Genomic DNA, 20,576 nt, shown 5'->3' on the forward strand with positions numbered 1-20,576 from the left:
CATAATTCTCCTCTCTGCTTTGCTCCCCTGCTAGTTATTTAAGCAACTCTAAAGCGAAACGGTATTACATTCATAGCGGAGTTTCAATGACAACTACACTCGCTCAAAAAACTAACAACATGGAAGCCAAAAAGAAAGTTTTTGGCATGATCCAAGCTTTCTGGGAAAGTCAGTGTTTACATGTGGCAACACGCCTAGATATTTTTAATATATTGTCTGAAGGATCGCAAAGTATTGAAACCTTAGCAGAAAAGACTGCAACTAAGGTTGACAAACTTTATATTATATTACGTGCTTTAGGGCACTTAGGAGTGCTGGAAGAACAGCCAGGAAGAGTTTTTGCGGCAACAGAAGTGTCTGAACTGCTAGTCACAAATGCTGGACCTTCGATCGGGCATTTTGCGATGCACATTATTGAACCAGCACAGTGGGATGCTTGGAAAGTGTTGGAGACGTGCTTACATACCGGAGAAGTGCCGTTTGAGCGTGCTAATGGCAAGACGGTTTATGAATTTACACGAGATGAAGATTGGAGTGGCGATGTTTTCATCAAAGCTATGAGTTTTTTAACCGATCATGCTGTTGATGCATTGCTCGATGTTTTTGATTTTAGCCGCTTTAATACAGTCATGGATGTTGGTGGTGGTCAAGGCGGACTCATTTCTAAGATCGTTAAGCGCTTTGGCTGTAAAGGTATCTTATTTGATTTACCGTATGTTACAGAAACAGCACCCGCACACATTGAAAAACAAGGCGTTGCAGCTGATGCAGTTCAAATCGTAACAGGTGATGTTTTTAAGGGATTGCCTACTGGGGCTGATGCAATTGTGATGAAGTATTTCCTATCTTCATGGAAAGATGAAGATGCACTCGCGATACTGCGTCATTGTAAAGCAGCACTACCAAAACATGGCAAGGTAGTTTTATTGCAGTGTATTGTTCCAGATTTAGGTGAGCCGACAGTTTGTCCTGATGGTATTATTCCATCACTATTTGCGACACAGATTATGGTGGCAGTTCCTGGTGGTGCGTGGCGTACTCAGAAAGAATATGAACGCTTATTCACAGCAAGCGGTTTCCAACTTGAAAATGTCGTGCCTACGGGAACTAATCTCTCAGCCTTGGAATTTGGTTTAGTAGATTGAAATTCAGAAGCTAGGGGCAGGCATCCTGCCCCAATAGTATGCTAGCTTTCAAGACAAACAAGTGTTTGAGATTGCTCTAGCTCTATTAAAAGTTGTTGCCAGTTTAGTCCTGCTAAGTTATCTCGGATGATATGAGCATCTCCAACACGTTCTACTGGACCAAGCCCCAAAACCCACATTTTGGCAGCTAATCCGGCGGCAACTCCTGAACTAGCATCTTCCACAACAAGACATTCGTGTGGCTGCAATCCTAACTGACCAGCAGCATACAGAAAGACATCAGGAGCTGGCTTATGATGTTCGACACTGTAACCGTCAGCGATCGCATTCAATCGCTCAGCAATTCCTAAGCGTTGACACACAAGGCGAGCGTTTTTACTCGATGAACCAATCGCGACTTTAATGTCCGCAGCATGAAGTTCATCTAATAAAGCAAGTGCTCCTGGAAGTAAATCGGCTGGCGTAAGATTTTGAATTAATTGCTCATAGTAACTGTTTTTGCGAACCATCATCTCTTGAAGTTCTGCTTCACTCACAGCGCAATCACCTAACATATGTAACAGCGAATCGCGGCGTGACAATCCCCGCATTTGCTCGTTAGCTTGACGGTCAAAGGCAATTCCAATTTCGTCTGCGAGTTGTTTCCAGGCTAAGTAATGATACTCTGAGGTATCTGTTAAAACACCATCTAAATCAAAAATGACGCCTCGCAGTGGAGTTATCGTACAGCGATCGCTCAGTGCCATATTTGGTTTTACTTGATTCAACCCCTCAGAAGATATTCCTGATACTTCCGGTTTTTGTGTTGTCATAATTACGGCATCGGGTGAGATGTCAAACTTGTACCACCGTTGACGCCATTGCAGCTTAAACTGCAAACGGGTCCAGTTTGATGGTAAATGAGATTGATCGACAATTGGTCCTGCTTCAGTCAAACGGACACCAGCAAAACCAAAGACAACAGCTTGCCATATTCCACCAGCTGATGCTGCATGAACGCCTTCACCTGCATTACCACGAACATCTTTGATATCTACTAGTGCTGCCCGCATAAAATGTTCGTAAGCTGTCATAGGTTCATCTAATTCACAAGCCAAGATTGCATGAATCGCAGGTCCTAAAGAAGATCCATAGGTGTGATCGGTACGGGGAGTATAATAATCCCAATTTGCTTGTAACAACTGAGGCCGCTGTTGGGCGGTCATTTCAGTTTTCAACGGAGTATCTCGCAACAAGTACAGCAGCATTAAAATATCTGGCTGCTTCAAAATCTGCTTTTCATTTGTCCCTTCAACGCCGAGAATGGCTTGCATCGACTGCGTACGCCATTGATAATCTGTCCAGTCAATGTCTTCTAAATCAAAGAAGCCCTCAAATTGCTCAATAACTTTTGTCTCTGTTGGTTGAACTACTAGCATATGGCGGATAATATGCGACCAACGCTTTGTCCGCTCTGGTCTAATATCTAACTTCTGCGCTAATTCTGCTGCTCGTTCTGGATAATGTTGATGCAACCAATTATATACAGCTAAAGCACTTTCCAAGTGCCACTGCGCCATGCGGTTAGTAAAAGTATTGTTATCAACGCGCTCGTGGTTTTCATCTGGACCGATGACATCGCGAATTTCATAGCATTGGCGATCGCCGTTCCATTCAACGCGGCTACCCCAAAAAACTGCAGTGTCGAGGACAATTTCTGCACCCTCGCGTTGCATCCAATCATCATCGTGCGTTGCTTGCCAATAGTGCCAAACCGCGTAAGCAATATCTGTATTAATATGAACTTCAATATCACCACACCAAATGCGTACAGGTTCTCCATCAGGACCAAATACCCAACGCGGAGTCACTTCATCACCTGTATTTGCACTTTCCCACGCATACATTGCACCTTCATATCCTGCTGCTTGGGCTTTGCGTCTGGCACCTTCCAAGGTGTGGTAGCGATAAGACAGCAAGTTACGGGCAATTTGTGGTTGTGTAAACGTAAAGAAGGGAACAATAAAAACCTCGGTATCCCAAAATACGTGACCGCGATAAGCAAAACCCGATAATGTTTTTGCCGGAATGCTGACGCGGTTGTTATGTCGTGGTGCGGCGGCGAGGATTTGAAACAGATTGTAACGAATAGCAATTTGGGCTGTGGAGTCGCCTACGATTGCAATGTCGCAGTCTTGCCATAGATCGTCCCATACTGCACCGTGAGCTGCAAGTAAAGTTGTATAGCTTGGTAAACTCGCCAGTCTTTCTTGGGCTGCTGACACAGGTTGGTTTGCTTCAAGTGAAGTAAAAACAGTCACAATTTTTTCTAGGGTGACAGTCTTGCCTGGCTGTGCCTGAAATACTGTTGTTAACGTTGGACTACCAGCCTCTCCTATAAATTTAACGGGTGTTGCTTCCGAACACGCTAGTTGAAACGCCATTCCTAGCTCAATTTTTGAATGGTTACAGCGCTGATGTAACCAGGCGTTATTATTGCTACCACCTTGTTCAAGCCAACTCCAATGTTTAACGCCGTGATTATCTACGTTACCATTGATGCTAGCTTCGACCGCGATCGCTCCCGTAAAGTCTACGGGCGTTATCTGGCAGTGCAGCACCAAAACATGGTCGTCTGCCATACTAATCATGCGTTCAAAGTGGAACTTTACGGTATGCCCACCAGGACTACGCCACAACACGTCACGGCTCACGATACCCCAGCGGAGGTCTAACTGGCGCTGATAATCTAAGATCTCGCCTTGACTGAGACAAAAGCGATCGCTCCCTATGTATACTGTTAACGGCAACCAATCTGGACAGTTAACTAGTTCCGTATGCATAACCGGAACATCATCGTACACGCCATTAATTAGGGTCGCTGCGCTGGTATTTGGGTAGCCCTCTTCAAAGCTGCCACGCGTGCCCAGATAACCGTTACCTAAGGTAAACAAAGTTTCCTTGTGGTGCAGTTCTGCTGGGTCAAATTGAGTTTCAAAAATATTCCAACCGCTGTAGTCCATGACTAGATCGTCTCGCTGTGGGTATCGTACAATACAAAAATCTCTTTCTATAGCATTCCCCTTTAGATAGATATCCGCAGGGAATTTACGAAAACCGAAGTAAAACTATACAAAACGCAATAAAGTGTTGTTAAAATTTGCAAGTGATAGTGGCTAGTTGTGAGTGGCTATTGGCTACTGCACACCAGTGTTACTTAAATTTGCCAATGCTAGTGAAAGATCGAACTATTCACTAATCACTAGAGTCACTCCTACACTTAAGCTTCAATAACAACTCTAAGGTTTCCGCGTTTTCTAGCAACGCGACACGCAGTAGTATTGCCCGAACGCTCAAACTCCAAGTCTAGTAAAGTAGGTCCAACGCGTAAGTTGTGTACCGACAGAGTGTTGATTGATTCTGGTAAAGCAGGATCAATGATTCGCAAACAGTTGTTTTTAGCATCAGGAACTAAGTTCACCATCATTTGTAAAAGTTGGAAAATGCTTCCTGTTGCCCAGGCTTGTGGCGAACAAGCTACTGGATACTGTACTGGGTCATTATCGTTTGTGCGTTCATAGCCGCAAAACAGCTCAGGTGGGCGCTGATAAGGCTGGCGTTGAGTCATTTCTAGAATACTTTGAGAAAGCTCAAGAGCTTGATCGATTAATCCTAGCGATCGCACGCCCATAGCAATCATCGCATTGTCATGCGGCCAAACTGAGCCAATATGATATCCCATTGGATTATATGCTGGGGACAAACTACTTAGGGTCCGAATACCCCAACCGTTGAACATATCAGGTCCTCGCAACCGTTCAGCTACGCTGTAGGCTTTGTCTGGTGTGAGAATGCCCAGGTGTAGACAATGACCAGGATTAGAAGTGATGCTATCAACTTGCTTGCCTTCACCATCTAAAGCTAAAGCACAGTAATCTTGGTCTTTCATCCAAAAGTCACGATTAAATCGCTCCTTAAGAAGGTTGGCATCTTCTTGCCAGCGTTCTGCTAGGTCGATCCGCTTTTTCATGCGCGCTATTTCTGCTAACCGCACTTTTGCTGCATAGACGTACGCTTGAACTTCACATAAGGTAATAGAACCATTTGCTAAGTGCCCGTGACGGTCTACAATACAGTCACCTGAGTCCTTCCACCCTTGGTTAACTAAGCCACGACGGGAAGTCCGAAAATAGCTAAGATAGCCGGTCTGTTCGCAATTGCGGTCAATCCATTCCATTGCCGCTAGTGCGTTCGACCACAGTTGCTCTAGGGTTTCGTTATCGTGTGTCCAGGCGTAATACTCTGCGTAGAGCATCAACCACAAAGGAGTTGCATCTACTGTGCCGTAGTAGGGTGTATGGGGAATTTCTTGGCAACGTGCCATTTCACCCATACGTAACTCGTGCAGAATTTTACCTGGTTGTTCTTCGCGCCACTCATCTTCTATTTTACCTTGATAAGCAGCAAGAATGGTGAGTGTTTCCCGTGCGATCGCAGGGTTCAACATTAGCGTTTGAGACGCTGTAATCAGTGAATCGCGTCCAAATAGTGCGGAAAACCAGGGAACACCGGCAGAGACAACTTTGCAGCTACCAAATCTTTTACCGATCGATTGTCGCAAGAGATATAAATCTTGCTCAGCGCGTTCAATTGTTCGGTTAAAAATGACTTTATCCGAGCGAATTTGCGTAATATGGTGTCGCCAACTTTGCTCTTCTAATAACTCAGCAGCTTTCGCCTGTACTAATGTCATAGGAGCACTGACAGTTGACGCTTGCTGACTGTTGGTCAGCATTTGAAGCCGATAGCCCAACTTTTGTGTTTGATGAGAAGCTAGTTCTATTTGCCAAATTGCTGTGTAGCCTTTGAAGGATTTCGGCTGTAGGTATTGAAACTGAATTCGCGATTCCATCAACGTTCCATCCAAGCCTTGGTAAGCTAGCGTTAGGGCGTCTTGATAGCACAGTAGGTAAGCTCCATCACGAGATGATGCATCTTCTGGAGGTTTGGTTGATGGTTCAGCAAGACGTAAGAGCCTACCGCGTTTTTCCCGCTGAAAACCTCGAATTTCAAATAAATCAATAAAATCGGCATCAAAGCTCAGACTTAGCTCAAAACTAGCTGAGCTGGTACTATAATTCGTAATTTCAATTTCTTCAAACAGCGCTCCTCCTAGGGCAATTTCTCTGCGAATTCCCAGTGCATCAGATTTTAAACGGTTCTCAATTGTTGGATTCGTACATAAAATCGATAGAGAAAAACCCTTATCAGCAGTACTGCTGAGTAGTACCGGCGATCGCCCTTCAATTTGCAACTCTAGCCGACTGAGAAACCGAGTATCATTGCAAAAAAGCCCCATGCTTGCTTTTTGTTCGTCTGTTGCCCCCATGCAACCAGAAACATTTCCTAGCGTATCAGTGACTAGAAATAAATCGTCATCTTTGACTGTAAGCGTTGGTTGCGGTCGCTCACTTAGGACACAAGGCCACTCGGGAATCGGTAACTGTTGTGCAGGAACAAAAATTCTCCCGTCTAGTTCGAGTTTGTCTGTTGTCATCAGCGTATCTGGTGTCATGCCAAATATTTCCGATTCCACAATGATTTACATTTCTCGGGCTGTTAACTGCTTCTACAGTGTTTAACCTATCAAACAACTGCTCAATAGCAATCCTTACATAACTTCATTACACGACCGAAGTAAGTTGTACAACTTACACTCAAGATGAAAAATTGACAAGATTCTTCATGATATCTACTTTCAGCTTTAACTAGTTAGCAACTGACATTATTGAAAATAGGCGATTGTTAGCCTTTCACTTTACTTCATTTCTGAAATTTGACTGATTATTTATAAACTATTGTAAATATATTTAATAATAATAGCTAAATTATAGTTGGGTTCTACTAGCAAGGAGTCAAAAGCCAGAGGCGATCAACAGTGACTTTTGACTTTTTGACGTTTACATTTTGGCTGACACTACTTAGTTGTCAAGACATTACCATTTGAAACGCTTTTTCGTATTCATCTGTCATCGATTGAACACTAAAATGGTTCACAACGTAATCTCGGCAAGTCTGTCGGTCAAGCTTAATTGCTTCGGGAATTGCCTCAATCATCTTCTCAAGTGAGCGGCAGACAAAACCAGTTTTGCCGTGAGCAATAACTTCTGGTACCGAGCCAAGTGCCATACCAATGACTGGCGTACCTGTTGCCATAGATTCAATCATCACCAACCCAAAAGGTTCGCGCCAGGTGATGGGAAAGAGTGTTACTGTAGCTCCACTAAGTAACTGGACTTTCTGTTCGTGAGAAACCTCGCCTAAATACTGAATTTGCTCACCATCGATTTCTGATTCGATCTGTTCGCGATAAAAGTCGCGGTCAACAGCATCAATCTTACCAGCCATTTTCAGTGGTAAGCCAGCTGCCCGCGCGATTTGAATAGCTTGTAGCGGTCCTTTTTCAGGGGAAAGCCTGCCGACAAAAGCAAGATATGCAGGTTGTGCTGGTTCAGATTGAAGCGGATAGACAGACGTATCAATACCGTTGTAAACCGTATGAATGTAGTTTAACCCCAACCGAGGTTCTCTTTGTGCCTCACTGATACTGATATATGGTTGCCAAGCAAAACGGCGAAACATTTTTTCGTTATCAGGAGTGAAGATCCCATGCATCGTGTGTACTGTCGGCGTTTTGCTAAAACTTGTGTATGGCAGTGCTGCACAACCAACATGCGAATGAATGATATCAAAATGATGGGCTGAGCTATAGACTTCAGTCAGCATCAATTGCTCATAGATACCAGGTTCTTTAATGCCAGGATCGAGCCGTAAAGCTTGTTCGTGTACTGACACTAAATTTGCTGTTGTAATCGAGTCACCAGAGGCAAACAAAGTTACTTCATGACCGCGGCGGACTAATTCATCTGTCAGCAAACTGACAATGAGTTCAATGCCGCCATAGCGAAAAGGCGGAACACGCTCCCATAAAGGAGCAACTTGGGCAATTTTCATTACAAGGTATGCACCAATAACAGGATCATCAACCGGACTGGCGTTAAGTATAATGCCAGTATAATTTGCTTATACTTAACAAAGCATTACCGTCTCTATGCAGATATACCATTAGATGGATGTAGTAAGTATAAGTTTTTCAATAACAATCTAAATTTTCAGCATTGTAGCTTGAGTTGCCCTACTTTGAGCAGGAGGATATTTGTCATCACAGATGATGTAAAGAAACTGCAACAAAAGCGATCGCTCTTGGGTAATCGCTAATTTCTTCAAGTAAATCGCAATGATTAGCAACGCGATTGCACCAAGATCGGTAGGATAATTTGAGAGGAATGTTATTTCATCTGAAAATGGTAACGCTTCCGCTACAAAAACTTACAGTAGTGGAAATTAATTCGTTTCCAGATAGCTATGATGGCGAAAGAGAGCGGTGGGAGATTCAGGCGCAGTGAGAGAAAAAGACCGCATGAGCATCAAAACTTCAGTGCTGAGTGAGCTGCTGCAAGCCGTACCTCAATTGCGCGCCCAAATTTATTTCAAATCTTCTTTAACGGCTCTGTCTCACGCTATGGAAGATCAAGTGTTGGCGGCGACTGTTGAGAATCCGTTACTAATTGCTAGCTTCCAAAGAGAAAGTTTTTATCGTCAAGAAGCAAATCGTTACCGGCGACTCGCCCGCCAAAGTAATCAAGTTTATGTTCTAGCAGCAGCAGAAACTGATTTTAGCAATGCTTCAGAAGACTATGAAACAATAGCTTTTGATCCACAGCAAGATGCCCTACGGCACGAATGGCATTTAGTTGTCATCGCGCGGCATTACACAACTTGTTTAGTGTGCCGCGAACGACAAAACCCAGCTCTGGAACTCTATTCAGCCGAGCTGCCAGTAAGTTTTGATATGGACCCAGCACGCCAATTTGAGGGAATTTGGACTTCAGATCGAGAAGTTAGTCACATTGCTGCGGACATATTACTACAACGGATTTTGGTATATAGACCTGAATTACAGACTAAAGTTAGTCAAGCACAGCGCTACTTTGGTCTTTTTCGCTTTTCTAGAAGTGCGGCTTCTTCAGCTAAATCAACACGCCAAGCGATCGCCAAGCAACACAGTTCGTCTGAGCAGGTTGACTCTGATCCTTTTGTCCAGCGATTGGTAACATATCTTCAAGCTAGTCAATACAAACTGCTCAAAGCCTACGGTTCAATTGCTTTGCAAGAGCGTAAAGAACGATTGGTAAACTCAATCACTGCAGCAATCCGTCGTGGTAGTGATACCGGTCAACCGCTACACCCTCAAGAAATTTTAAAGGTTGCAGTACAGCAGTTAGGACAAGCAGTTTATGCAAGCCGATGTATTATTTATCGGGCACAATCAACAGATGCTACAGCGACAATTAGTCATGAGTTTGTCAGCTCCTTAGTGTCTTTGCTCAGTGAACAAACGGTACCTTTACAGCACAACCCTTTGTTTCAAACAGTCGTACAGCAGCAAGAGCGAGTTTATGTTGCTGACGCACAAACAAACGAACAAATTAGTAAATCTCAAGTTTTGGCAGCGTTTGTTGAGCAAGCGGCTATTCGTTCTTGGCTAATAGTACCAATACTGTATCAAGGTAAATTGTTGGGAATTATCGAGTTACATCACTGTGGCGCGACAACTTACCAATGGCAAAAAGATGACGTCGCATTGGTAGAAGCGATCGCAACTCAAGTTGGTGCTACCCTGATTCAAGCTGAAGCTTACACTAACTTAGAAGACTTAAATCAGCAGCTAGAAGCTTTAGACCGCACCCGCAGCAATTTAATTGCGATTACTGGTCATGAGTTACGCACACCGCTATCTACTATTCAAGTTTGTTTAGAGAGTCTGGCAAGCGAACCTGATATGCCGCTCGAACTACAACAAGTTATGCTAAATACTGCCTTAGCAGACTCAGAGCGGATGCGGAAATTGATTCAAGATTTCCTGACATTGTCAAATTTAGAAAGCGGACGGATTCAGTGGCACTTAGAGTCTTTACCCTTAGAAGAGTGCATTAGCCTGGCAATTAGCCGTATTCGTACGCGGACAATCGCTAAAGATTTGCCAGAAATTGTTATTCAAGTGCCCGAAACATTACCACTAGTGCGAGTTGATGGCGATTGGCTTGTGGAAGTTATTTCTAAACTACTCGACAATGCTTGTAAATTTACTCCACCAAATGGTCAAATTACGATCGCTGCCCATTGCTACGACAGCCAAATGCTTGAGGTTACTGTAGCTGATACAGGGCGTGGAATCGAACCTAAGCGTTTAGAAGTTGTTTTTGACCGCTTCTATCAAGAAGAAGGTGCACTACGTCGTACAGCGGGTGGTACGGGTCTAGGATTAGCAATTTGTCGTCAAATTGTGAATAATTGGGGCGGTCAAATTTGGGCGAAATCTGCAGGCAAAAATCAAGGTAGTCAATTTCACTTTACAGTTCCCATTAGTGAAAATCGCCAAGAGCAGTAAGTTAGGGGCGAGGGGTAAGGAGTGAGGGGTGAGTGATTAGTTTTGAAGTTTTGGAAAGCGAAGAAAGGTGCCGGAGGCAATTATTTTGAGTTTTCTTAACTTATAACTCAACACTTCACGACTCATAACTCTCCAAGCTCAACTGTAACAGTTCCTAACATAGTAGTGAGATAGGGGCAATCGCGGTGCTACGATGCCCTAAAAACCTCAAGGAAGTTAACTTATGGCAGAAGAACTTTCGGGTCAAACACCAATTTTCGGTGGTAGCACCGGCGGCTTATTAACAAAAGCATATCGAGAAGAAAAGTATGTTATTACGTGGACTAGCCCTAAAGAGCAAGTATTTGAAATGCCGACAGGTGGTAGTGCCATCATGCGGCAAGGTCCGAACAAGCTAGAACTGCCACGTAAAGAGTATTGTATTGCTTTAGGAGGTCAGCAGTTACGAGCAAAATTCAGGATTACAGATTATAAAATTTACCGCGTTTATCCTAACGGTGAGGTTCAATATCTCCACCCAAGCGATGGTGTCTTTCCAGAAAAAGTTAATGAAGGACGTCAAAAAGTGGGCTACATTGACCGTAACATTGGCAAAAATCCCGATCCAGCTAAGCTAAAATTTAGCGATACCAAGACCTACGAGGCTACAACACCAAGATCTAGCGAAGCTGGCAAAGGTACTCAAGATACAAAATCTGGCTCACTGCCTCGACAAGGTATTGAGATGTAAGGTGTCCTTGTCCAATTCCTGATCGAATCAAGAATCAGGATGAGTTACTTTAACTCAGCCGTTTCGGGATGGGAACAAAATTGAGGTTGAACAGCAATCTCAAATGAGAAAACTAAAGTGCAACTAAAGCAGTGCATCAATTGTGTTAAATTTCCTAGTTTTAATCATGGAAATTCTCCAATTGCCAACCCCTGAACCCTGACCTCTCAATCATGAGTAGGAGCCAGAAGTTAGAGTAGCTAAAAGCACAACTCTGCCTTCTGGCTTTTGTGCTTGAAAAATTTAATGACAGCTCAATTCGTGGCTGATAACTCATCATTATGGTTTTTCCCGATTTTTCCCAGTTTTCAGCCTTGGCTCAGCAGGGCAACTTTGTGCCAGTGTATCAAGAATGGGTTGCTGATTTAGATACACCTGTTTCTGCTTGGTACAAAGTCTGCTGGAATCAGCCGTATAGCTTTTTATTAGAATCGGTAGAAGGTGGAGAGAATATTGGACGTTATAGCTTTGTCGGATGCGATCCTCTATGGATTTTAGAAGCAAGAGGAAATCGTACAACACAGCGTCATCGAGATGGTTCGGAGATTGTTTTTGAGGGCGATCCCTTTACAGCTTTGGCAGAGTGTTTAGCACCTTATCATCCTGTTAAGTTACCTCAACTTCCTCCAGGAATCGGTGGATTGTTTGGTTTCTGGGGATATGAGTTAATTCGTTGGATTGAACCGCGAGTTCCAGTACATAAAGCAAGTGAAACAGATTTACCTGATGGATTGTGGATGCAGGTCGATCATCTTCTGATTTTTGATCAAGTCAAACGCAAAATCTGGGCAGTTGCTTATGCTGATTTACGCGAGGCGCAAGGTAATCTTCAGCAAGCTTATCAAAAAGCTGAAAGCCGTGTTGCTCAAATGGTCAATAAACTACAGCTTTCTTTATCGTCCCAAAATACAGTTTTAGAATGGACTCCACCAGGTACTAGTAATAGCCCCAAGCTGGATTATACCAGCAATACCTCGCGCAGTGCCTATTGTGCCAATGTCCAAAAAGCAAAAGAATATATTCATGCAGGAGATATTTTTCAAGTTGTTCTCTCACAGCGACTCTCTACTCATTACTCAGGCGATCCGTTTTCGCTGTATCGTTCTCTACGCTTAATTAATCCTTCACCATACATGGCTTACTTTCACTTCCATGATTGGCAGATTATTGGTTCTAGTCCAGAAGTCATGGTAAAAGCAGAACGCGATGAGAGTGGTAGCCTTATAGCAACGGTACGACCAATCGCCGGAACGCGCCCTCGTGGTAAGACACCGCAAGAAGATGCTGCGTTGGCTGAAGATTTATTACAAGATCCTAAGGAAGTTGCAGAACACGTGATGCTTGTTGATTTGGGACGCAACGATCTCGGACGTGTTTGTCAAAGCGGTACGGTGAAAGTTGATGAATTAATGGTGGTTGAGCATTATTCTCACGTTATGCATATCGTCAGTAATGTTGTGGGAAAACTTGCTTCTGGACAAAGTGCTTGGAATTTATTCAAGGCTTGCTTTCCTGCTGGAACAGTCAGCGGCGCACCAAAGATTCGGGCAATGGAAATTATTTATGAGCTTGAAAAATGTCGTCGCGGTCCTTATTCTGGTGCGTATGGTTATTACGATTTTGAAGGACAACTCAATAGCGCGATCGCAATTCGCACAATGATTGTCCGCAACCAAACTGTGAGTGTTCAAGCAGGGGCTGGTTTAGTTGCTGATTCTAACCCTGATCGAGAATATGAAGAAACCCTAAACAAAGCTAGGGGACTTTTAGAAGCAATTCGCTGTTTGCGAATCAAATAGGGCAGGCAAGATGCCTACCCTAAAGTTAATATTTAATTTGGTAGATCCACTTAGAAATCTCGCATACTGTACTCTCTACCAGCTTTATCAGAAGTGATAACCAAGGTTGTACCCAAGATCAAAAACGTGAAGCAAGCAACGTAAAATGCCAAGGAACTGTTGTTAATGCTTGCACTTGCAACGACGTAGCGTTCGTAATCTTCTATGAATCTTGCTGCTGCCATGCCAGTATAGTGTAGAGATAAAATTCCAGCACCCATAATCAAAGCACTTATAATTAGCTGTGGCTTTTTGTTAACATTCTGAGTCTGGCGGCGGAATTTGATCGATAGCTTTAATGCTACTAGCGATACCACAACTGCAAGTGCTACTGAAAGTAAAAACAAAGTAGGATCGTAGCGAATTGTTGCACTCATTTGCATTGCTGCCATACCGAGGTAATGCATCACACCAATACCAACACCCATAAAAACTGCACTAGTTAGCAAAGTTGGTAAACCTACGCGAGGACGACTCACAAGTGATAGTGACAATCCAGAGGCAAATACTGCTGCTAATAATGAGATGATTGTCATCGGCAGATTATAACCGACTGGAATTTGTTGTGCTGAGCTATGTAATGAGAAAGCAAGCATGCCAATAAAGTGCATTGACCAAATGCCTGTTCCCATTGCGATCGCACCTCCTACAAGCCATACTTTGCGATCGGCACCTTTGGAAGTTGCCACTCGACCTGCAAGATCAAGTGCTGTGTAAGAAGCAAGTACAGCAATAAATGCTGAGACAATAACTAAATAAGGATTGTATATAACTGTCATGTTTCTATATTTTGTTTAGCAAATAGTGTAGGATATTCTCTATTTCGTAAGTAGTTCAGAGTTTTTAGATTCGTTGCTAACTACGTTTGGATAATGACTGAATCCGACATGTTTGCTAAATTTAGCATCCAGTTTTATAACTTCTCAATAGAAATTATACTGATGCCTCTATTCTTTATTTTAAGGAAGATAGTTTTAGTTAAGTGAATCTACGTACATCAAATTAAGTAAATGAAAATAAACGTAACTATAGGTTAATAGTCAATGGCAGTAAAGCAACAATTAACTATTAACTAGTATAAAATGTACAATCAAGAATTACGCTAACCTATTTATTTTGATTCATCGGGATACAACAATGAAATTTTATATTGTAGATGTTTTTACACAAGAAAAGTATGCCGGTAATCAACTAGCAGTTTTCATTGAAAAAGGTGTACTTTCAACTCAACAAATGCAAAAGATTGCTAAAGAAATAAACTATTCAGAAACAACTTTTATTACGTCAACAGATATTCGAGAAGGAGGTTATGATGTACGGATTTTTACACCAGAGCAAGAATTACCTTTTGCTGGACATCCTACTTTAGGTACTGCTTATATACTGCAAAAAGAAATTATTAAACTAGCAGTTAATCGGATTATTTTAAACTTACAAGTTGGGCAAATACCTGTAACTCTTCATTATTTAAATGAGAGTGTAGAAGAATTATGGATGCAGCAAAAGCCACCAAGCTACCATCAAACTTTTGCAGCAGATGCACTGGCTCAAGTTCTTAATTTAGATTCGACAGAGATTGATGCTAGATACCCAATTCAAGAAGTTTCGACAGGAATACCATTTATCATTGTTCCTTTAAAAACACACTCAAGTTTAAAGCGTATTAAGATTAACAGAGATAAATACTTTGAATTAGTAAGTCATACCAAAGCAAAAGCAATTCTTGTCTTTTGCTCAGAAACCAACAAATCTGAAGATGACTTGAGTGTTAGGGTATTTGCTGATGCTGTTGGTGTTCCAGAAGATCCAGCAACAGGTAGTGCAAATGGTTGTTTAGCAGGATATTTAGTGAAATATGCTTACTTTAGTGCTGACTCAATTGATTTGCGAGTTGAACAAGGATATGAAATAGGTAGACCTTCGCTGTTGTTACTAAAAGCGCAACGAACTGATACAGAAATAGAAGTTTTTGTTGGTGGTAGTGTCGTTATGGTTGCTAGCGGTGAGTTTATTTAAGCGCCAATGAATTCAGTGTTACTTGATTTAAAAGAACATTTACATTCTCATTTGCAAGAAATAGTACGCGATCGCGATCCTTATCTAGCAACAGCAGGGCATTTTTTTGTTCAAAAATACATCTATCAACAGTTAGAAAAATACGGAATTGTAGAAAGTTTTGATTTTACTGTTAGAGGGAAAACGCATCACAACTTTATTTTGGATTTGCCTGGTAAACAAAGGGGCGATCGCGCTCCTATTCTCATCGGCGCGCACTACGATACTGTCCCAGGAACACCAGGTGCAGACGATAATGCGACAGGTGTTGCAGTTTTATTGGAATTAGCCAAAATCTTTGCTAGCGAACCTGCAAGATATCCCCTTCGTTTGGTTGCCTTTGATTTAGAAGAGTACGGTTTAGTTGGTGGTTCAGGTGCTTCAGAGTACGCAGCTCATTTACGTCAACATCACCAACCACTACGTTTGATGATTTCATTAGAGATGTTAGGTTACTGCGATCGTACTCCAGGTTCACAACAATATCCTCTGCCAGTATTAGAACGTTTATATCCCAATTGTGGCGATTTTATTGGCTTAATTGGCAACTTGCCTACAATTCCTGATTTAATTCGCCTGAGTAACAGTATAAATAAAGCAGGAGTTTCGAGTAGGTGGCTACCTATATTCAATAAAGGTTTAATTGTTCCCCAAACTCGGTTAAGCGATCACGCTCACTTTTGGGATCAAGGCTATCCAGCAATAATGATCACGGATACAGCGCTGCTACGAAATCCTCACTATCACAAAGCTAGCGATACAATCGAAACGCTTAACTTGGATTTTCTTACAGGTATTTGTTATGGACTAGTGCAAGGATTACGATATTTATGATGCTGATACAATAATCAAATTCATTGACCAGTATGTCTAAGGTTCATCAAAGAACGAGGGTAGACTATCTATTAATTATTTTAAAAAATTATCCAGCCTACCACTCGATCGTAGTTTAATACTAAGAATTAGATATGGCTCTATAATGCTATTTTTATAGCAGCCTCCTAACTCAGATAATATACATCATAATGCAAACTACAGCGCCTGATTGCAAGCTTGCTGAGCTTGAATTATCTCTCTGGTAGCTCCACCACTAGGGCTTGCAGTGGGAATAGGCTCACAAGCCGAAGTTTCAGAGGTACCTGCTGGGTTGGTAATAGCTGAATCGTCTGGTGTTGGGTTTGTAGAGCTATCCGGTGTGGGAGCCGTTGTATCATCAGAATCTGGGGTTGTTATACCTTCAGGAGTTGTTACGCCACCTGGAGTAGGAGTCGTGCTATCTGATTCTGGGGTAGTTCCTGTATCAGGAGTCGTAGAGCCATCCGGTGTGGGAACCGTTGTATCATCAGAACCTGGAGTTGTTACACCTTCAGGAGTCGGGCTTGCACCAGTACCAGGAGGAGTCGTAGAAGCATCTGGTGCAGGAATTGTGGTAGGTGTCTCTTCCAATTGAGCCTGCAACATTAGTTCTTTTGGTCTGGCTTGTGCAGATACACTGCTTGTTATTAAAAAAGCAAGAACAGAACTACCTGTCAAAAGTTGCTTGAGCATATTGGTTTTTTTCCTTGTATATTGCCTACTTTGTCTGAGGTTAGAAATTACTGCTTGGCATAGCACCTCTAAGTTGAGTCAATTCCTAGTACCTTAATGCAATTTCCTCATTCTGCCTACGAAGATTTTTTATCTAGACTTAAGTAGCAAAAGACACTAGCGGTAAGTTAGTTGTTTGATAGATTTCCTCATTAATCAAGATATAACCATTATTTTACTTGCATCATTTTGTACTAAATAATACATTTAAGCTAAAAAGCTGTTAGACAAAGATTAGAAAAACAAATCACTCGTAGGCACTCGGAATAGAGACTTTCTGACGTTAGTTAAGACTATAATGGTTAAAAAAATGGGGCTGTAGCTCAGCAGGATAGAGCGAGCGCCTCCTGAACTATCGGGCACCATAGGGGAAACTTTATGTGTGAATGTGGTCAAAGTCGGTGAACCCTAAAAAGCTAGCCTTTAATGTTAGACACCTAGATTAATTTAGGTTATAGACGTTGAAAAACTTCATGGGAATACCGAGCCAAGCCCAATTGTGGATTTGAGGTTACATTTTTTTGATTAACTTCAATCCAAAATTTAAGATTGGGAAGGTGTAGAGACTAGACGATCGCCACCTAAGAGCGTTCATGCTTATGGTGAAGGTATAGTCCAGAGAGTGAGGAAACTCACACAAATCTGAAGCGCTAGGTCGCCGGTTCGAATCTGGCCAGTCCCGTTGCCTGCTAATCTAAATAATCGTGCTGTTGAGTAAAAGTAGCTATTTGAGGAAGCAACGTTATTCGTCCTTGAACAGACGTAAATCTAGAAGCAGGACAGCTAACAATGCAAGGAAAACCTCCGCATTCGCAGCGATGTCATTTCAGTGTCTCATGCTAGTTCTACCACTGATTTTTTTATTAGGTTATCAAGAAATCAAAGGTCGGTTTGAACAGCCTCAAGCCATACTGGTACTTGGCGGTTCTACCAGACGAGAAAAGTTTGCAGCGCAATTCGCGCGAAAGCATCCAAATATTCCAGTTTGGATTTCTGGCGGAACCCCAAAAGACTACGCAGAAGGTGTATTTACCGACGCTGGGGTTGATTTGAATCGTTTACATTTAGATTATCGTGCTGTAGATACGGTGACGAACTTCACCACACTAGTTGATGAGTTTCAAGCTCAAGGAATTAGCAAAATCTATTTAGTGACTTCTGACTACCATATGCGTCGTGCCAAAATTATCGGTAGTATTGTCTTAGGAAGTCGAGGAGTAGAATTTCAACCTGTATCTGTACCATCCGACGAATCTCCCGAACCTGTAGAGAAAGCGATACGGGATGGAGCCAGAGCATTGCTTTGGTTAACAACTGGTCGTACAGGTGCTTCTCTTCCTAGTTTAGGAAGAAAGGAGTAAAGAGTAGTTGACGGTTAGTAGTTAGTGGTAAGTTTTGAGTTGAACCTTCTTATTGAAAACTTCTCTGTTACTAAGCAGGTAGTTCTTGAATCAGAACAAAGGGTTGGACAATTAGGCTATTGAATCGCTTTGTGCGATCGCCATTCCAGTCTGATAATTGACTAACTGAAGGTTTGTGAATCAATTGCTCCTCAATCCAGCTTTGTACTGAAGTAACATTATCGCTCGCAAGGGCTACGCCAACATCAACTAGATCGAGTTGTTCTGTTACAACAATCACCGCATCACGCTGCACATGAGGAATTAACCAATTCCATTCTGCTTCATCTAAACTTTCTACTAATTCTGCTCTTAAATCTTGCATTACTCAAAAAGTTATTTGCCTCTATGCTTATCTTACTATTTTAACAAAGATGATAATTGATAGTGAGTGGATGTCTTTATACTCACTATAGTGTTTCTATTTGAGTTATGAACAGCTCCTTGAACTTGCTAACTGTTCATTGCTAATTAATAGGAGAAAACTTATTCATTGGCTTAACCATTAGCTATTAGCCCTTCTGCTAACACATTGTTAAGTTCACGAATCATTCATAAGCATTATATTTATACCTCTGCTTTCATTTCATCAATTTCAAACAAAGTTACAATGACTCCTGCTAAAGGAATTGCAATAAAGATACCTAAAATTCCAGCAACTCTTGCTCCTACTAACAAAGCAAAAAACACGACAACAGGATTAAGATTAAGTGAATCTTGCATTACACGCGGAGCTATTAAATTATCTTGAATTTGTTGTAAAATAATACAAGCAGTTAAGACGTTAAAAGCTAACCAAACACTTTGCGATAAAACAATTAGAGTAATGATGCTGACACCTAGAGTAGCTCCAATACCAGGAATAGCATCAAAACCTCCTATAATAATTGCTAAGACCAATGGAAAAGGGACTCTTAACACTACAAAAACCAAAAAACTAGCAACGGTTAAAAATACCATTAAGATGAACTGACCTCTAAAAAAACCTAAAAACTTGCGCTTAATCACACCTGTTAAACGCGATCGCTGCTGGTTTGGTACAAATTTTAAGAGCAGTCTCCATAATCTTTCGCCATCAAGTAGCATAAATAAGGCAACAACTGCAATCAAAATCATTATGACTAGATTAGCTAAAAATACTTGTAAGGTAGCCAAACTAGAAAAAATTAATCCTAAAGCTTGATTGCGGATTTGTTCTTCAATTCCCTCTAAATTTACTTGTAAGTTACGTTCGCGTAAAAAAGCTTCCGCTTGACCAACTAATGGTGCTAGAGAATTCAAAAAAACTGTTACGCTATCAATTAATTGTTGACCTTGATATAGAACAGCTAAACCTACAGTAATCGTTAGACTTGCAATCACTACAAGACTGAGTAAAAAAACAATGATAACAGCTAAACTATGAGGTAAAAAGCGTCGCAGCCATTGCACTGGGTAGCTTAATAAAAAAGCTAAGATTGCTGCTGAAGTAAAGATGATAATAACAGTTTGAAAATAGTCTAAAAGTAAAATTAAAGCCCAACCACAAGCAAACAGTAACAAAAAGCGAACTAGAGCTGAGTTGTTTAGTCTGTCCCAAAAATGTTTTACAGGTGGTTCACTCATGAATATAGGTCAGGCAATAGCTAAAAATGATGGTTAGCGACCTAAGTCGTGTAGAAAGGCGATCGCATTTGCACATTGTTGCGTTACTGCAAGAAGTTCTGCTTTGTCTGTTGAACTTGGTGGCGGTATAGCCTGACCAATTCGGACTGTAATTGGTACTGAGCGAGGTATTGCTGAACTTTGAATATTTTGAGTTCCCCATAAACTAACGGGTAGAAGTGGTGCGTTTGTTTTAGCGGCAATTAAGGCTGCACCAAGTTTTGGTTCTGTAATTCTGCCATCAGGTGTGCGAGTACCTTGTAAAAAAACACCAGCAGCCCATCCATCTTCAAGATACTTCACAGCTGCACGGATTGCACTGCGATCGGCAGAACCGCGTTTAACTGGATAAGCACCGTATAATTCAATTGCTTTACTGAAAACAGGAATACGAAATAATTCCTCTTTTGCCATGTAAGCAACAGGTCTTCTTACACAACATGAAAGAATTGGCGGATCGAAGTCACTTGCATGATTACTGACAACTACTAAAGGTCCCTTTTGGGGAACATTTTCTGCACCATAAACATGACCGCGAAAATAAATGCGGAGCATGGGGTTAACAACTGACCACTTGAAGGCGTAATAGAGGAGCAGACTAACAAAAGGTTCGCGGCTTCGAGCCATAAGCAGGGGTGAGGGGTGAGG

15 protein-coding genes and 1 pseudogene are annotated in these 20,576 nt (G+C 41.9%); 7 read left to right on the forward strand and 9 right to left on the reverse strand.

The genetic code is table 11. The features are described 5' to 3' along the window. Positions 1 to 86: 86 nt before the first annotated feature. Positions 87 to 1,145: a methyltransferase gene (locus IQ230_RS15495; protein WP_193932853.1), complete on the forward strand. Its 1,059-nt coding sequence runs from the start codon at positions 87 to 89 to the stop codon at positions 1,143 to 1,145. Positions 1,146 to 1,186: 41 nt separating this feature from the next. On the opposite strand, the gene pgmB is transcribed toward IQ230_RS15495, so the two are convergent. The 4 genes from pgmB to IQ230_RS15515 form a co-directional block, all read right to left on the reverse strand. Next, positions 1,187 to 4,147 (reverse strand): beta-phosphoglucomutase, encoded by a 2,961-nt coding sequence (gene pgmB / locus IQ230_RS15500; protein WP_193932854.1) that lies wholly within the window; start codon positions 4,145 to 4,147, stop codon positions 1,187 to 1,189. A gap of 257 nt (positions 4,148 to 4,404) precedes the next feature. After that, positions 4,405 to 6,699, reverse strand: a complete 2,295-nt coding sequence (locus tag IQ230_RS15505) for an amylo-alpha-1,6-glucosidase (RefSeq protein WP_193932866.1) — start codon at positions 6,697 to 6,699, stop codon at positions 4,405 to 4,407. A 413-nt stretch (positions 6,700 to 7,112) separates the two neighbouring features. Then, positions 7,113 to 8,138 carry a glycosyltransferase family 4 protein gene (locus IQ230_RS15510; protein WP_193932855.1) on the reverse strand — a complete coding sequence of 342 codons (1,026 nt, stop codon included), beginning with the start codon at positions 8,136 to 8,138 and terminating at the stop codon, positions 7,113 to 7,115. 150 nt (positions 8,139 to 8,288) lie between these two features. Further along, complete coding sequence (locus IQ230_RS15515) at positions 8,289 to 8,432, reverse strand: hypothetical protein (RefSeq protein WP_193932856.1); 144 nt, start codon at positions 8,430 to 8,432, stop codon at positions 8,289 to 8,291. A gap of 172 nt (positions 8,433 to 8,604) precedes the next feature. Between IQ230_RS15515 and IQ230_RS15520 the strand changes: the two genes are divergently transcribed. From IQ230_RS15520 to trpE, 3 genes and pseudogenes are all read left to right on the forward strand, one after another. Then, positions 8,605 to 10,635, forward strand: coding sequence for a DICT sensory domain-containing protein (locus IQ230_RS15520; protein WP_193932857.1), 2,031 nt, complete (start codon positions 8,605 to 8,607; stop codon positions 10,633 to 10,635). 223 nt (positions 10,636 to 10,858) lie between these two features. Further along, positions 10,859 to 11,278 (forward strand): annotated as a pseudogene (gene psaD / locus IQ230_RS15525) (photosystem I reaction center subunit II); the annotation flags it as partial. A gap of 407 nt (positions 11,279 to 11,685) precedes the next feature. Continuing rightward, positions 11,686 to 13,203, forward strand: a complete 1,518-nt coding sequence (trpE, locus tag IQ230_RS15530) for an anthranilate synthase component I (RefSeq protein ID WP_193932859.1) — start codon at positions 11,686 to 11,688, stop codon at positions 13,201 to 13,203. 50 nt (positions 13,204 to 13,253) lie between these two features. Here the strand turns inward: trpE and IQ230_RS15535 are convergent, their stop codons facing one another. Continuing rightward, positions 13,254 to 14,021 carry an MHYT domain-containing protein gene (locus IQ230_RS15535; RefSeq protein ID WP_193932860.1) on the reverse strand — a complete coding sequence of 256 codons (768 nt, stop codon included), beginning with the start codon at positions 14,019 to 14,021 and terminating at the stop codon, positions 13,254 to 13,256. 358 nt (positions 14,022 to 14,379) lie between these two features. On the opposite strand from IQ230_RS15535, the gene IQ230_RS15540 reads away from it, so the two are divergent. After that, positions 14,380 to 15,258: a PhzF family phenazine biosynthesis protein gene (locus IQ230_RS15540; RefSeq protein ID WP_193932861.1), complete on the forward strand. Its 879-nt coding sequence runs from the start codon at positions 14,380 to 14,382 to the stop codon at positions 15,256 to 15,258. 6 nt (positions 15,259 to 15,264) lie between these two features. Further along, positions 15,265 to 16,131 (forward strand): M28 family peptidase, encoded by an 867-nt coding sequence (locus tag IQ230_RS15545; RefSeq protein WP_193932862.1) that lies wholly within the window; start codon positions 15,265 to 15,267, stop codon positions 16,129 to 16,131. 198 nt (positions 16,132 to 16,329) lie between these two features. On the opposite strand, the gene IQ230_RS15550 is transcribed toward IQ230_RS15545, so the two are convergent. Further along, a complete protein-coding gene (locus IQ230_RS15550; RefSeq protein WP_193932863.1) occupies positions 16,330 to 16,845 on the reverse strand; it encodes a hypothetical protein in 516 nt (171 codons plus the stop codon). 857 nt (positions 16,846 to 17,702) lie between these two features. Between IQ230_RS15550 and IQ230_RS15555 the strand changes: the two genes are divergently transcribed. After that, positions 17,703 to 18,245, forward strand: coding sequence for a YdcF family protein (locus tag IQ230_RS15555; protein WP_228054995.1), 543 nt, complete (start codon positions 17,703 to 17,705; stop codon positions 18,243 to 18,245). 70 nt (positions 18,246 to 18,315) lie between these two features. On the opposite strand, the gene IQ230_RS15560 is transcribed toward IQ230_RS15555, so the two are convergent. From IQ230_RS15560 to IQ230_RS15570, 3 genes are all read right to left on the reverse strand, one after another. After that, a complete protein-coding gene (locus IQ230_RS15560; protein WP_099699247.1) occupies positions 18,316 to 18,609 on the reverse strand; it encodes a DUF2288 domain-containing protein in 294 nt (97 codons plus the stop codon). 242 nt (positions 18,610 to 18,851) lie between these two features. Further along, complete coding sequence (locus tag IQ230_RS15565; RefSeq protein WP_193932864.1) at positions 18,852 to 19,889, reverse strand: AI-2E family transporter; 1,038 nt, start codon at positions 19,887 to 19,889, stop codon at positions 18,852 to 18,854. Between the two features lie 33 nt (positions 19,890 to 19,922). After that, the gene (locus IQ230_RS15570) at positions 19,923 to 20,555 is read right to left on the reverse strand and encodes a lysophospholipid acyltransferase family protein (RefSeq protein ID WP_193932865.1); all 633 of its coding nucleotides are present in this window, start codon (positions 20,553 to 20,555) and stop codon (positions 19,923 to 19,925) included. Between the last annotated feature and the right edge of the window lie 21 nt (positions 20,556 to 20,576).

The organism is Gloeocapsopsis crepidinum LEGE 06123 (genome assembly GCF_015207655.1).
In the GTDB taxonomy this organism is placed as follows: Bacteria; Cyanobacteriota; Cyanobacteriia; order Cyanobacteriales; family Chroococcidiopsidaceae; genus Gloeocapsopsis; species Gloeocapsopsis crepidinum.

Excerpts from the sequence above, each read along its gene's own strand:
- IQ230_RS15495 (WP_193932853.1), top strand. The coding sequence starts at position 87 with ATGACAACTACACTCGCTCAAAAAACTAACAACATGGAAGCCAAAAAG.
- pgmB (WP_193932854.1), bottom strand. The coding sequence starts at position 4,147 with ATGGACTACAGCGGTTGGAATATTTTTGAAACTCAATTTGACCCAGCA.
- IQ230_RS15505 (WP_193932866.1), bottom strand. The coding sequence starts at position 6,699 with ATGACACCAGATACGCTGATGACAACAGACAAACTCGAACTAGACGGG.
- IQ230_RS15510 (WP_193932855.1), bottom strand. The coding sequence starts at position 8,138 with ATGAAAATTGCCCAAGTTGCTCCTTTATGGGAGCGTGTTCCGCCTTTT.
- IQ230_RS15520 (WP_193932857.1), top strand. The coding sequence starts at position 8,605 with ATGAGCATCAAAACTTCAGTGCTGAGTGAGCTGCTGCAAGCCGTACCT.
- trpE (WP_193932859.1), top strand. The coding sequence starts at position 11,686 with ATGGTTTTTCCCGATTTTTCCCAGTTTTCAGCCTTGGCTCAGCAGGGC.
- IQ230_RS15535 (WP_193932860.1), bottom strand. The coding sequence starts at position 14,021 with ATGACAGTTATATACAATCCTTATTTAGTTATTGTCTCAGCATTTATT.
- IQ230_RS15540 (WP_193932861.1), top strand. The coding sequence starts at position 14,380 with ATGAAATTTTATATTGTAGATGTTTTTACACAAGAAAAGTATGCCGGT.
- IQ230_RS15545 (WP_193932862.1), top strand. The coding sequence starts at position 15,265 with ATGAATTCAGTGTTACTTGATTTAAAAGAACATTTACATTCTCATTTG.
- IQ230_RS15550 (WP_193932863.1), bottom strand. The coding sequence starts at position 16,845 with ATGCTCAAGCAACTTTTGACAGGTAGTTCTGTTCTTGCTTTTTTAATA.
- IQ230_RS15555 (WP_228054995.1), top strand. The coding sequence starts at position 17,703 with ATGTCATTTCAGTGTCTCATGCTAGTTCTACCACTGATTTTTTTATTA.
- IQ230_RS15560 (WP_099699247.1), bottom strand. The coding sequence starts at position 18,609 with ATGCAAGATTTAAGAGCAGAATTAGTAGAAAGTTTAGATGAAGCAGAA.
- IQ230_RS15565 (WP_193932864.1), bottom strand. The coding sequence starts at position 19,889 with ATGAGTGAACCACCTGTAAAACATTTTTGGGACAGACTAAACAACTCA.
- IQ230_RS15570 (WP_193932865.1), bottom strand. The coding sequence starts at position 20,555 with ATGGCTCGAAGCCGCGAACCTTTTGTTAGTCTGCTCCTCTATTACGCC.